The 14,461-nt window shown below is 67.7% G+C and carries 8 protein-coding genes; all 8 read left to right on the forward strand.

Going from position 1 to position 14,461, the window contains the following annotated elements; translation table 11 throughout:
* Window positions 1-8 precede the first annotated feature (8 nt).
* The 8 genes from ACNQR1_RS14495 (at window position 9) to ACNQR1_RS14530 (ending at window position 14,445) form a co-directional block, all read left to right on the forward strand.
* On the forward strand, window positions 9-1,613 hold the full coding sequence (locus ACNQR1_RS14495) for an HAD-IB family hydrolase (protein ID WP_418050369.1): 1,605 nt from the start codon (window positions 9-11) through the stop codon (window positions 1,611-1,613).
* On the forward strand, window positions 1,610-3,958 hold the full coding sequence (locus ACNQR1_RS14500) for a glycerol-3-phosphate 1-O-acyltransferase (protein WP_418046917.1): 2,349 nt from the start codon (window positions 1,610-1,612) through the stop codon (window positions 3,956-3,958). The genes ACNQR1_RS14495 and ACNQR1_RS14500 overlap by 4 nt, the downstream gene beginning before the upstream one ends.
* Window positions 3,959-4,003: 45 nt before the next feature.
* Window positions 4,004-6,040, forward strand: coding sequence for a cytochrome c oxidase assembly protein (locus ACNQR1_RS14505; RefSeq protein ID WP_418046918.1), 2,037 nt, complete (start codon window positions 4,004-4,006; stop codon window positions 6,038-6,040).
* A gap of 161 nt (window positions 6,041-6,201) precedes the next feature.
* Window positions 6,202-6,648 carry a single-stranded DNA-binding protein gene (locus ACNQR1_RS14510; RefSeq protein ID WP_418046919.1) on the forward strand — a complete coding sequence of 149 codons (447 nt, stop codon included), beginning with the start codon at window positions 6,202-6,204 and terminating at the stop codon, window positions 6,646-6,648.
* Between the two features lie 110 nt (window positions 6,649-6,758).
* Window positions 6,759-8,432, forward strand: a complete 1,674-nt coding sequence (gene ettA / locus ACNQR1_RS14515) for an energy-dependent translational throttle protein EttA (protein ID WP_418046920.1) — start codon at window positions 6,759-6,761, stop codon at window positions 8,430-8,432.
* Between the two features lie 99 nt (window positions 8,433-8,531).
* Entirely contained in the window at window positions 8,532-13,373 is a 4,842-nt protein-coding gene (locus ACNQR1_RS14520) for an NAD-glutamate dehydrogenase (RefSeq protein WP_418046921.1), read from the forward strand.
* A complete protein-coding gene (locus ACNQR1_RS14525) occupies window positions 13,370-13,777 on the forward strand; it encodes an acyl-CoA thioesterase (protein WP_418046922.1) in 408 nt (135 codons plus the stop codon). Before ACNQR1_RS14520 ends, ACNQR1_RS14525 begins: the two co-directional genes overlap by 4 nt.
* Window positions 13,774-14,445: a hypothetical protein gene (locus ACNQR1_RS14530; RefSeq protein WP_418046923.1), complete on the forward strand. Its 672-nt coding sequence runs from the start codon at window positions 13,774-13,776 to the stop codon at window positions 14,443-14,445. The genes ACNQR1_RS14525 and ACNQR1_RS14530 overlap by 4 nt, the downstream gene beginning before the upstream one ends.
* Window positions 14,446-14,461 lie beyond the last annotated feature (16 nt).

Genomic DNA, 14,461 nt, shown 5'->3' on the forward strand with positions numbered 1-14,461 from the left:
CCAGGCAAATGCGGTTGCCCGGCACCCTCGCCGAGATCGAGGGGAGCCCGGAGGGCCCGGAGATCGGCGCGTTCTTCGACCTGGACGGGACCCTGGTGGCCGGGTTCACCGGGGTGATCATGACCCGGGACCGGTTGCGCCGCGGGCAGATGAGCGTCGGCGAGTTCATCGGGATGGTGCAGGCCGGGCTCAACCACCAGCTGGGCCGGTCCGAGTTCGAGGACCTGATCGGCAAGGGCGCGCGGATGCTGCGCGGCAACTCGCTCAGCGATCTCGACGAGCTGGGCGAGCGGCTGTTCGTCCAGCACGTTCAGGGCCGCATGTACCCGGAGATGCGCGCGATGGTGCGGGCCCACATGGCCCGTGGCCACACCGTGGTGCTGAGCTCTTCTGCGCTGACGGTTCAGGTGGAGCCGGTGGCGCACTTTCTCGGCATCGACAACGTGCTGTGCAACAAGTTCGAGACCGACGAGGACGGCCTGATCACCGGCGAAGTGATGCGTCCGGTCATCTGGGGACCCGGCAAAGCCCGTGCGGTGCAGAACTTCTCGGCGGCCAACGGGGTGGACCTGACGAAGAGCTACTTCTACGCCGACGGCGACGAGGACGTCGCACTGATGTACCTGGTGGGCAATCCGCGGCCGACCAATCCGGCCGGCAAGCTCGCTGCCGTCGCCGCCAAACGCGGCTGGCCCGTACTGAAGTTCAGCAGCCGCAGCGGCAGCAGCCCGGTCGCACAACTACGCACGCTGGCCAGCCTGGCGACCATTCCGACCGTCGCTGCCGGCGCGATCGGACTCGGGCTGCTCACCCGCAACAAGCGCACCGGGGTCAACTTCTTCACGTCGAACTGGAGCAAGCTGCTCATGCTCACCACGGGCATCGAGCTCAACGTCCTCGGCGAGGAGAACCTGACCGCGCAACGCCCCGCGGTGTTCATCTTCAATCACCGCAACCAGGCCGACCCGATGATCGCGGGCCGGCTGGTCGGGGTCGACTTCACCGGCGTCGGGAAGAAGGAGCTGGAGCGCAACCCGCTGATGGGTCCACTGGGCAAGGTGATGGATGCGGCGTTCATCGACCGCGACGATCCGGAGAAAGCCGTCGAAAGCCTGCACCGGATCGAAGAGCTTGCCCGCAAAGGTCTGTCGATCCTGATCGCTCCCGAGGGCACCCGGCTCGACACCGTCGAGGTCGGCCCGTTCAAGAAGGGCCCCTTCCGCATCGCGATGGCTGCGGGCATTCCGATCGTGCCGATCGTGATCCGCAACGCCGAGGTGATCGCGGCCCGCGATTCCAGCACGTTCAACCCCGGCAGGGTGGACGTCGCGGTGTACCCGCCGATACCCGTCGACGATTGGACCGTCGAGAACCTCTCCGACCGCATCGCCGAGGTTCGCCAGATCTACCTCGACACGCTGAAATCCTGGCCGGAGGGCGAATTGCCGGTGTTCGACATCTACTCCCGCGCCACGCCGGCCGCGAAAGCCGCACCCCGCCGGGTCGCCAAGAAGGCACCGGCGAAGAAAGCTCCCGCGAAAAAGGCTCCCGCGAAAAAGACTGAGCCCAAATCGGATACCCCGTCGCCGCGGACCCCCAAGGGCCGACCGTGACCACGGGGATCGATGACTACCCCAGCTTCAGCACCACTGACGACGCGCTGGTGCTCGCGTCGGTGTCGTCACCGGCCGAGCTCGAACTGCTCAACGACTGGCTCAAGGCGCAGCGGCGCGAACACCCCGACACGACCGTCGAGGTGCTTCAGCTGCCGGCCACCGACGAACCCGCCCCCGGTGCGGTGGCCCGGTTGGTCGAGGAGCTGGAATCGGACGAGGACCGGCTGGTGGTTCCGGTCCGGGTGTTCTGGGTGCCCGGCGGGTTACCCACCCGGTTGAAGGTGGTCGGGCTGATCTCGGGCCGCGACACCTACCGGCCGCCGGAGATCCTGCAGCGGCGCATCCTGCGCAAGAACCCGACGCGGGCCCGGATCGTCGCCGGCGAACCGGCCACGGTATCGGAGCTGCGCAAGCAGTGGAGCGAGACCACGGTCGCGGAAAACCCAAGGGAATTCGCACGATTCGTCCTCCGCCGGGCGGTGCTGGCAATCGAGCGGGTGGAGCTGCGCCTGCTGGGCCCCGAATACAAGTCGCCGCGGCTGGTCAAACCGGAGATGCTCGACTCGGCGCGCTTCCGTCAAGGCCTGGAACAGATCCCGGGCGCGACGGTGGAGAAGGCGGGGGAGATGCTCGACGAGCTCTCCACGGGGTGGAGCCGGTTCTCGGTGGATCTGATCCCGACCCTGGGCCGAGCCATCTTCAGCCGTGGATTCGATCCGCGCATCGACTACGACCGTTCCGAGATCGAGTCGATGCGTCATGCCCTGGAACAGCATCCGGCGGTGCTGCTGTTCTCGCACCGGTCCTACCTCGACGGGGTCATCGTCCCGGTGGCCATGCAGGAGAACCGGCTTCCACCGGTGTACACCTTCGCCGGAATCAACCTGTCGTTCGGCCTGATGGGTCCGCTGTTCCGGCATTCCGGCGTCATCTTCCTGCGCCGCAAGCTCGATGATCCGCTGTACAAGTACGTGCTCCGCCAGTACGTCGGCTACATCGTGGAGAAGCGCTTCAACCTGAACTGGTCGATCGAGGGCACCCGGTCACGGACCGGAAAGATGTTGCCGCCCAAGCTCGGCCTGCTCGCCTATGTCGCCAACGCCTACCTCGACGGCCGCAGTGACGACATCCTGTTGCAGCCGGTGTCGATCAGTTTCGACCAGCTGCACGAGACCGCCGAGTACGCCGCGTACGCCCGGGGCGGGGAGAAGACGCCCGAGGGCTTGAGCTGGCTGTACAACTTCATCAAGGCGCAGGGCGAGCGCAACTACGGCAAGATCTATGTCCGCTTCCCGGAAGCGGTTTCGATGCGTGAACACCTCGGTGAGCCGGGCGGCGACATGGCCCACGACGAGGCGGCCAAACGCCTGGCGATGCAGAAGATGGCCTTCGAGGTGGCGTGGCGGATTCTGCGGGTCACCCCGGTCACCGCGACGAACCTGGTCTCGGCGCTGCTGCTGGGCGCCCGCGGGGTCGCACTGACCCTCGATCAGCTGCACCACACGCTGCAGGACTCCCTGGATTACCTGGAGCGCAAGAACACCCCGATGACCAACAGCGCGCTGCGGCTGCGGACCGCCGAGGGCGTGCGCTCGGCCGTCGACGCCCTCTCCGGCGGGCACCCGGTGACGTTGGTCGACAGTGGCCGTGAGCCGGTGTGGCGGATCGCCCCCGAGGACGAATTGGAGGCCGCGTTCTACCGCAACTCCCTGATCCATGCCTTCCAGGAGACCTCCATCGTCGAACTGGCCCTGGCGCACGCCGCCCGCGTCTCCGGTGACCCGTTGCAGGCGTTCTGGGATCAGGTGATGCGGCTGCGTGACCTGCTCAAGTTCGATTTCTACTTCGCCGATTCGGAGGCCTTCCGCGACAACGTCGCCGAAGAGATGTCCTGGTACGAGAACTGGGAAGACAGGGTCTCCGCCGGGCGCGACGAGATCTATCGAATGCTGCGGGGCAAGCAACCGCTGCTGGTGGGCGCCATGCTGCGACCGTTCTTCGAGGCCTACGCGATCGTCGCGGACGTGCTGCGCGACGCGCCCGCCGAGATCGGGGAGCGGGATCTGACCAAGCGGGCGCTCGGTGTCGGGCGCCAGTATGTCGCCCAAGGGCGGGTGACCAGCAACGAGTCGGTCTCGGCATTGCTGTTCGCCACCGCGCGGCAGGTGGCCGCCGACCAGAACCTCCTGGTCAAGGGCCCCGACCTGCAGGCACGTCGCAACGCCTTCCGCGACGAACTGCGCGGGGTCGTCGCCGACATGGACAAGGTCGACGAGATCGCGCGTGAGCAGTTCTACATCCGGGAGAAGCAGCGTCGGGTCGTGCGGGGTCCGTCCAGCTAGGCGACGCCTGAGGGTGCGGAGGAGCCCACGCCATACCCTTGCACCATGACTTCTGCCGGCCAGGTGGCCGCATCCGGTGTGCGCAACAGCGTGGTGTGGCCCGTGCTCGTCGGCGTGGGGCTGTTGGCGGGTGCGATCGCCGCAGGCATCGGGGCGCTGTCGCTGGCCGACGCCCTGACCGCCACCGGCCTGCCCGATCCCGGCCCGGTCACCACCTACGGATTGCCGTTCGTCCGGGCCGCCGGTGAGATCGCCGCCGTCGTCGCGGTGGGTTCTTTCCTGTTCGCGGCATTCCTGGCAGCACCCCAGTCCAACGGCGTGCTCGATGTCGCCGGTTACCGGGCTCTGCGGCTCGGCTCCGCCGCCTCGGGGGTGTGGACGGTGTGCGCAGCGCTGCTGGTCCCGCTGACGGTCTCGGACGTGTCCGGGCAGCCGTTGTTCGACCATCTCGCCCCGGTCGACGTGTGGTCGGCGGCCGGCCTGGTCGACGTCGCCGTCGCCTGGCGGTGGACGGCGCTCCTGGCGGCCGCCGTCACCATCGCCAGCCTGCCGGTGCTGCGGTGGGGGTGGACGCCGGTGTTGCTGGCCGGGTCCCTGCTGACGTTGATGCCGCTGGTGCTGACCGGTCATTCGTCGGCAGGCGGCGCCCACGATCTGGCCACCAACAGCCTGTTCATCCACCTGGTCGCCGCCGCGTTGTGGGCCGGCGGGCTGCTGGCGTTGTTGGCCCACGCGATCCGGGCCGGTACGGGGACCGGGGGTGACGGCCCGAGCACCGCGCTGGCGGCACGCCGCTTCTCGGCGCTGGCCCTGTGGTGCTTCGTCGCGATGGCCCTCAGCGGTGTGCTCAACGCGCTGGTGCGGATCCAGCTGCCTGATCTGGTGCGCACCACCTACGGCTGGTTGCTGGTGGCCAAGCTCGTCGCACTCAGCCTGCTCGGCGTGCTGGGCTGGCGGCAGCGTCGGGTCAGCCTGACCGCGCTGGCCGCCGACCCCGGGGCGCGCAAGCCCCTCATCCGATTGGCGCTGACCGAGGCCGTGCTGTTCGGCGCCACATTCGGTATCGCCGTCGGGCTGGGACGCACCCCGCCGCCGCCCGAGCCGAGGGTCCCGACCGCCACCGAGGTCGCGATCGGATACGACTTCGCCGGGCCGCCGACCGTCGCCCGGGTGTTGTTCGACTGGCGATTCGACCTGCTGTTCGGAACCGCGGCGATCGTCGGTGCGGCGATGTACCTGGCCGGCGTGTACCGGCTGCGCCGACGCGGTGACGCCTGGCCGGTGGGCCGCACGTTCGCCTGGCTGCTCGGCTGCGCGGTCCTGCTCTTCACCACGTCGTCGGGGCTCGGTCGTTACATGCCGGCGATGTTCAGCATGCACATGATCGCCCACATGCTGCTGTCCATGCTGGTTCCGGTTCTCCTGGTGCTGGGTGCCCCGGTGACCCTGGCCCTGCGGGCGCTGCCGACCGCGGGCCGCGGTTCGCCACCCGGCCCCAGAGAATGGCTGCTGGCCGCGCTGCACTCCAGGGTGTCGCAGTTCCTGACCCATCCGATCGTCGCGACCGTGCTGTTCGTGGCCGGGTTCTACGGCCTGTACTTCGGCGGCATCTTCGACGCCGCGGTCAGCAACCACGCCGCGCACATCCTGATGAACGTGCACTTCCTGCTCTCGGGCTACCTGTTCTACTGGGTCGTCATCGGCGTGGACCCGACCCCGAGGCCCGTCCCGCACCTGGTCAAGATCGGGATGGTGTTCGCCTCGCTACCGCTGCACGCGTTCTTCGGTGTGGTGATGATGGGCATGACGAACGTGCTCGGCGAGAGCTTCTACCGGTCACTGCAACTGCCGTGGCACAACGACCTGCTCGGGGACCAGCACCTCGGCGGCGCCATCGCGTGGGCGGCCGGCGAAGTCCCGCTGGTCATCGTGATGCTGGCACTGCTCATCCAATGGCGGCGCAGCGATCAGCGCACCGCCAAGCGGCTCGACCGGGCCGCCGACCGCGATGACGACGCCGATCTGGCGGCCTACAACGCGATGCTCGCCGAGATGGCGCGGCGCGACCACCCCTCCGGCTAGCCACCGGAGTTATCCCCAGCCTGCGTTTCATCCACAGCCGACGGTTTCGTCGGGTCCGCATGCCAGCCGCGCGTCGGGGGTCCGGCGGTCAATGGCTGCGTAAGGCGGCCGCGCCGCTTCGGCGCCGGCCACCGCATTGGATGAAGCGAAAGGAACCAGAAATGTTCGAGACCCCGTTCACGATCGTGGGCAACATCATCACCGACCCCGTCCGGCGGCGATTCGGCGATCAGGAGCTGTACAAGTTCCGGGTGGCCAGCAATTCGCGGCGCCGCATGCCCGACGGCAACTGGGAGCACGGCAACTCGCTCTACGTCACGGTCAACTGCTGGGGAAATCTCGCCACCGGCACCAGCGCCTCTCTGATGAAGGGCGACGCCGTGATCGTGGTCGGGCATGTCCACACCGATGAGTACGAAGACAAAGAGGGTGTGCGCCGGTCCTCGGTGGAGGTGCGGGCCAGCGCGGTCGGACCCGATCTGTCCCGCTGCACCGCCAAGGTGGCGCCGTTGCCGAAGCCCGTGTCGGTCCCCGCGCCCGAGCCCAGCGGCTCGGACGACGGCGCGGAAACCGAGCCGGACGAGGGCGACCTGCCACTGTCGGCTTAGCGGGTTTCGGGCGCGCATAGGATGGGCGCGAGTGAGTTGGGCTTGACGCGACCTTTCGCGCGAGCGCCCATCCGATATCCCCGAAGAGTTTCAGAAAGGCACATCACGGCATGGCCGAATTCATCTACACGATGCGCAAGGTTCGCAAGGCGCACGGCGACAAGGTCATCCTTGACGACGTCAGCCTGAACTTCCTGCCCGGCGCGAAGATCGGCGTCGTCGGTCCCAACGGGGCCGGTAAGTCGAGTGTGCTGAAGATCATGGCCGGCATCGACCACGCCAACAACGGCGACGCGCTGCTGGCGCCCGGCGCCTCCGTCGGCATCCTGATGCAGGAGCCGCAGCTCGACGAGACCAAGACCGTTCGCGAGAACGTCGAGGCCGGCGTGGCCATCAAGGCCAAGCTCAACCGGTACAACGAGGTCGCCGAGCTGATGGCCACCGACTACACCGATGAGCTCATGGAAGAGATGGGCCACCTGCAGGAGGAGCTGGACGCCGCCGACGCCTGGGACATCGACTCCCAGCTTGAGCAGGCCATGGACGCGCTGCGCTGCCCGCCGCCGGACGAGCCGGTCACCCACCTGTCCGGTGGTGAGCGCCGCCGCGTCGCGCTGTGCAAGCTGCTGCTGAGCAAGCCGGACCTGCTGCTGCTCGACGAGCCGACCAACCACCTCGACGCCGAGAGCGTGCTGTGGCTCGAGCAGCACCTCGCCAACTACAAGGGCGCCATCCTGGCGGTCACCCACGACCGGTACTTCCTGGACAACGTGGCCGAGTGGATCCTCGAACTCGACCGCGGCCGGGCTTACCCGTACGAGGGCAACTACTCGACCTACCTGGAGAAGAAGGCCGAGCGCCTGGAGGTCCAGGGCAAGAAGGACCAGAAGCTGCAGAAGCGGCTCAAGGACGAGCTGGCCTGGGTCCGCTCGGGCGCCAAGGCTCGTCAGGCCAAGAACAAGGCCCGCCTCGGCCGGTACGAGGAGATGGTCGCCGAAGCGGAGAAGACCCGGAAGCTCGACTTCGAAGAGATCCAGATCCCGACCCCGCCACGGCTGGGCAACGTGGTCGTCGAGGTCGAGCACCTGGACAAGGGGTTCGAAGGCCGTCAGCTGATCAAGGACCTGTCGTTCACGCTGCCGCGCAACGGCATCGTCGGCGTCATCGGCCCCAACGGCGTCGGCAAGACCACGTTGTTCAAGACCATCGTGGGACTCGAACAGCCCGACAGTGGCACCGTCAAGGTTGGCGACACGGTCAAGCTGTCCTATGTCGACCAGAGCCGCGCCGGTATCGACCCCAAGAAGACGGTCTGGGAGGTCGTCTCCGACAAGCTCGACTACATCGAGGTCGGCCAGAACGAGATCCCGTCGCGCGCCTACGTGTCGGCGTTCGGGTTCAAGGGACCGGATCAGCAGAAGCCCGCGGGTGTGTTGTCCGGTGGTGAGCGCAACCGGCTGAACCTGGCGCTGACCCTCAAAGAGGGCGGCAACCTGATCCTGCTCGACGAACCGACCAACGACCTCGACGTCGAGACCCTGTCGTCGCTGGAGAACGCGCTGGAGCAGTTCCCCGGCTGCGCCGTGGTGATCAGCCACGACCGGTGGTTCCTGGACCGCACCTGCACGCACATCCTGGCGTGGGAGGGCGACGACGACAACGAGGCCAAGTGGTTCTGGTTCGAGGGCAACTTCGGTGCCTACGAAGAGAACAAGATCCAGCGTCTCGGCGCCGAAGCAGCACGTCCGCACCGGGTGACGCACCGGAGACTGACCCGCGACTGACCCGTGACGGGATAAACGGAGCAGCGGGCTCGGTGACGCTACTAATGTCGCAGCTATGCACCAATGCCGGTGCATGGGCGTGAGTAGGGAGTGATCCGTATGACGGCCGAACCGGGAGCTCTTCGGGGACAGGGAATTAGCGGCCGGGATGGCTCGCAGGCCCCGCCTGAGGTGATCCACCGGCTCGCTGTGGCCTTCCTGTCCACCTACCGGGCTCCGCAGGCCGACGCGCCGGGCGTCGCGGCCACCGGCCCTCAGGCCACGGTGGCCGAACGACTGGTCTCCGATGCCACGCTGGCGGCCCACTACGCGTTGGGCGGCCAGCGGGCACCGGGGGAGACCAAGGTCTACGTGTATCCGGGCGACGGTGACTCCGGTCCGGCGCTGCAGATCGTCACCGAGCAGGCCGCGATGCTGGTCGACTCGGTGACGGTGCTGCTGCACCGCCACGGCATCGCCTACCCGGCCATCATGAACCCGGTCTTCCGGGTGCACCGCGACGCCGACGGGGTGCTGCTCGATTTCCAGCCCGCGGCCGAGGCCACCGGCGTCGACGGCGTCGATGAGTGCTGGATCCTGGTCCCGGTCAGCGGGGCGGCCGACGGTCCGGCGCTCACCGAGGTGGTCGGGCTGTTGCCCGGGGTGCTCGCCGAGGCCCGCCAGATCGGGCTGGACTCCGCGGCCATGGGCGCCGCGTTGCACGCCCTGGCCAACGATGTGGCCACCGATGTCGAGGGCCGATTTCCCAACGCCGACCGTCGCGACGTCGCCGCGCTGCTGCGCTGGCTGTCAGACGGCCACTTCGTGCTGCTCGGCTACCAGCAGTGTGTGATCGGGGACGGGCAGGCCGCGGTGGATCCGGCCAGCCGGCTCGGCGTGCTCAAGCTGCGCGACGACGTACTCCCGCCGCTGACCGCACCCGACGACCTGATGGTGCTGGCCCAGGCGACGATGCCGAGCTATGTGCGCTACGGCGCCTACCCCTACATCGTCGTGGTGCGCGAGAGCGGGGCCCGCATCGTCGAGCACCGGTTCGTGGGCCTGTTCACCATGGCCGCGATGAACGCCAACGTGCTGGACATCCCGTTGATCTCGCGGCGGGTCGAGGAGGCGCTGGCCATGGCGCGGCGCGATCCCAGCCATCCCGCCCAGCTGCTGCGCGACATCGTCCAGACCATCCCGCGCCCCGAGCTGTTCGCGCTGAGCTCCAAGCAGCTGCTGGACATGGCGCTGACCGTGGTGGACCTGGGGTCGCGGCGCCGTACTCTGCTGTTCCTGCGCGCGGACCAACTGGCGCACTTCGTGTCCTGCCTGGTGTACCTGCCGCGAGACCGCTACACCACCGCGGTGCGCCTGGAGATGCAGGACATCCTCGTGCGCGAACTCGGTGGTGAGAGCATCGACTACTCCGCCAGGGTCAGCGAATCACCCTGGGCGGTAGTTCATTTCACGGTCCGGCTGCCCGACGGCACGGTTTCGCACAGTGTGGACACCTCCACCGAGAACGAGAACCGGATCCAGAACCTGCTGACCGAGGCGACCCGCAACTGGGGCGACCGGATGACCAGCGCCGCGGCGCACGCGTCGCTCAGCCCCGCCGCCGTCGAGCACTACGCGACGGCGTTCCCGGAAGACTACAAACAGGCTGTCCCGCCGGCGGATGCCATCGGAGATATCGCGATCATCGAAGGGCTGCAGGACAATTCGGTGAAGTTGGTGTTCGCCGAAGGCGGGGACGACGGGCCGGCCCAGCTCACCTGGTACCTCGGCGGACAGTCGGCCTCACTGAGCGAGCTGTTGCCGATGCTGCAGTCGATGGGTGTCGTGGTCCTCGAGGAGCGTCCGTACACCGTGCGCCGGGCCGACGGCCTGCCGGTCTGGATCTACCAGTTCAAGGTCGCCAGGCAGCGCGGTATCCCCGATGAACCCGACGCGGCCTCGCGGGAGGCCACCGCCCAGCGGTTCGCCGACGCGGTGACCGCCATCTGGCACGGGTGGGTAGAGGTGGACCGGTTCAACGAACTGGTGCTGCGCGCGGATCTGACCTGGCAGCAGGTCGTCATCCTGCGCGCCTACGCGAAATACCTGCGCCAGGCGGGTTTTCCCTACAGCCAGTCGCACATCGAGTCGGTGGTCAACGAGAACCCCCACACCACACGGTCTTTGGTGCAACTTTTCGAAGCGCTGTTCGACCCGTCCGAGGACACCGCGAGCTCCCGGGACGCCCAGGGAGCGGCCGCGGCCGTCGCCGCCGACATCGACGCCCTGGTCAGCCTGGACACCGACCGGGTGCTGCGTGCCTTCGCCACCCTGATCCAGGCCACGCTGCGTACCAACTACTTCGTGCAGCAGCCGAGTTCGGCGCGGCAACGCGGTGTGGTGGCGATGAAGCTGAACCCCGGCCTGATCAACGAGCTGCCGCTGCCGCGGCCCAAGTTCGAGATCTTCGTGTACTCGCCGCGGGTCGAGGGCGTGCATCTTCGGTTCGGGTTCGTGGCCCGCGGCGGGCTGCGTTGGTCGGACCGCCGTGAGGACTTCCGCACCGAGATCCTCGGTCTCGTCAAGGCCCAGGCGGTGAAGAACGCGGTCATCGTCCCGGTCGGGGCCAAGGGCGGTTTCGTCGTCAAACGACCGCCCGAGCTGACCGGCGACGCCGCCGTGGACCGCGAGGCGACGCGCGCCGAAGGCGTTGCGTGCTACCAACTCTTCATCTCCGGACTGCTCGACGTGACCGACAACGTCGACAAGGGGACCGGTGCCGTCGTCACTCCGCCCGATGTGGTGCGCCGCGACGGGGAGGACGCCTATCTGGTGGTCGCGGCCGACAAGGGCACGGCCACGTTCTCCGACATCGCCAACGAGGTCGCCAAGTCCTACGGGTTCTGGCTGGGCGACGCGTTCGCCTCGGGCGGTTCCATCGGTTACGACCACAAGGCCATGGGCATCACCGCCAAGGGGGCGTGGGAGTCGGTGAAGCGGCACTTCCGAGAGATGGGGGTGGACACCCAGAGCCAGGACTTCACCGTCGTCGGCGTCGGCGACATGAGCGGTGACGTGTTCGGCAACGGCATGCTGCTGTCGAAGCACATCAGGCTGATCGCAGCCTTCGACCACCGGCACATCTTCGTCGATCCCAACCCGGACGCGGCGGTGTCCTGGGTGGAGCGCAAGCGCCTGTTCGCGCTGCCGCGGTCCAGCTGGGAGGACTACGACACCAAGCTGATCAGCGAGGGCGGCGGCGTCTTCAGCCGTCAGCAGAAGTCCATCCCGATCAGCCCGCAGGCCCGCGAGGCACTTGGGATCGACGGTGACACAGCCGAACTCACGCCACCCGCCTTGATGAAGGCCATTCTCAAGGCGCCGGTGGACCTGCTGTGGAACGGCGGTATCGGCACCTACGTGAAGGCCGAGACCGAGGCCGACGTCGGCGACCGCGCCAACGACCAGATCCGGGTGTGCGGAAACGAGGTGCGGGCCAAGGTCATCGGCGAAGGCGGCAACCTGGGTGTGACGTCGCTCGGGCGCATCGAATTCGACCTGGCCGGCGGACGGATCAACACCGATGCGCTGGACAACTCCGCGGGCGTGGACTGCTCCGACCACGAGGTCAACATCAAGATCCTGATCGACTCGCTGGTCACCGCGGGCAAGGTCGATCCCGCGGAACGCACCGAGTTGTTGCTGTCGATGACCGACGAGGTCGGTGTCCTCGTGCTCACCGACAACAAGGACCAGAACGACCTGATGGGGACCAGCCGGGCCAACGCCGCGAGCATGCTCTCGGTGCACGCCCGGATGATCAAGGAGTTCGTGGCCAACCGCGGACTCAACCGCGAGTTGGAGGCGCTGCCCTCGGAGAAGGAGATCAGGCGGCGCGCCGATGCCGGAATCGGTTTGACCTCACCGGAGTTGGCCACCCTGATGGCCCACGTCAAACTCAATCTCAAAGATGACGTGATGGCCAGCGACCTGCCCGAGCAGGAGGTGTTCGCGTCCCGGCTGCCGAGATATTTCCCGGAGAAGCTGCGCCAACAGTTCACCGGTGAGATCCGGTCGCACCAACTGCGCCGGGAGATCGTCACCACCATGCTCGTCAACGATCTCGTCGACACGAGCGGGATCAGCTACGCCTACCGCATCACCGAGGATGTCGGCGTCGGCCCGGTGGACGCGGTGCGCAGCTATGTCGCCACCGACGCCATCTTCGGGATCGGCAAGGTGTGGCGCCAGATCCGGGCCGCCGGCGACGAAGGCGTCCCGGTGTTCGTGACCGACCGGATGACCCTGGATCTGCGCCGGCTGGTAGACCGGGCCGGGCGCTGGCTGCTCAACTACCGTCCGCAGCCACTGGCAGTCGGCGCGGAGATCAACCGGTTCGCCGCGAAGGTGTCCGACCTGCGACCGCACATGCCGCAATGGCTGCGGGGCGACGACAAGGCCATCGTCGAGAAAGAGGCCGGGGAGTTCTCCGCGCAAGGAGTGTCCGACGAACTCGCGTATGCGGTGGCGACCGGGCTCTATCAGTACAGCCTGCTCGACGTGATCGACATCTCCGACATCGTGGACCGTGACGCCGTGGAGGTTGCGGACACCTACTTCGCACTGATGGATCGCCTGGGTGCCGACGGGCTGCTCACCGCGGTGTCCCGGCTGGGCCGCGACGACCGTTGGCATTCCTTGGCGCGGTTGGCGATTCGCGACGACATCTACGGCTCACTTCGGGCCCTGTGCTTCGACGTGCTCGCCGTCGGCGAACCCGACGAGACCGGCGAGGAGAAGATCGCCGAGTGGGAGCTGACCAACAGCTCCCGGGTGACCCGCGCCCGTCGCACGCTGACCGAGATATACCAAGATGGTGAGCAGGATCTGGCGACGCTGTCTGTGGCGGCGCGGCAGATCCGCAGCATGACACGAACGAGTGGAACGGGAACAACTGCGTGAGCTTCACAACGCCGGTGCATGTGCGCTGGTCGGACATCGACATGTACCGGCACATCAATCACGCCACCATGGTGACGATTCTCGAAGAGGCCCGGATTCCGTTTCTCCGTGAGCCGTTCGGTGCCACGATCGAGACCATCGGCCTGCTGATCGCCGAGGTCAACATCTCCTACAAGGGCCAGCTGCGGCTGGTGGACTCGCCGCTGCAGGTGACGATGTGGTCCAAGCGGGTGCGGGCCGTCGACTTCACCATCGGCTACGAGGTGCGCTCGCTGAATGCCGCACCCGACTCCAAGCCGTCGGTGATCGGCGAGACCCAACTGGCCGCGGTACACATCGCCGAGCAACGGCTGGAACGTCTGACGGCCGACCAGCGCGGCTACCTGGAGAGCCACCTGCGATGACCATCTCGGAGCGCGGCCTGTGGATCGACGATCCGCGCGACCGAGAGGATCTCGCGACGTTCCTCGACCGTGCCCTGCGGTTGGACGACGCCGCGGTGGTGCGATTGCGGGAGCGCACCGGCGGGCAGGGCAGCGGCGGCACAGCCGTGGCCTGGGTGGCGACCGGGCTGGAGGTACTGGCCAGCCGGGTGGTGACCGGGCGGGTGCGCCCGTCGGACCTGTCGGCGGGAGCCGACGCGCTGATGACCGGATTAGCCTCTGCCGCAGACGGATACGTCGACCCCGGATTCCCGATGGACTCGGCATGGCGCGGTGGCCTGCCACCCGAGGACGGATTCGTCCACCTCGACGACATCCCGGCGCGGGTGATGCTCGATTTGGCCCAGCAGGGCGGTGCGCTGGCTCGCGAGCACGGCAGCGCCCACGGGCCGCCGGTCTCGCTGCTCGACCAGGAGGTGATCGCCGTCAGCGCAGGCGATCACAGCGTCGGCGTGCCGATGCGATGTGTCTTCGCGTTGACGGCCATGGGGTTTCTGCCGCAGACGGGTAGCGAGGTCAGCGAGCAGGAGATCGTCCGGGTCCGCGCGCACCCGTCGTGGTTGCGCATCGACGCCCGATTCGGCTCGGTGTACCGCCGTCGCGACAGCGCCGCGCTGATCCTGGGTTGAGCACCGGGCGGTCCAC

Source organism: Mycobacterium sp. 48b, assembly GCF_048282725.1.
Taxonomy (GTDB): Bacteria; Actinomycetota; Actinomycetes; order Mycobacteriales; family Mycobacteriaceae; genus Mycobacterium.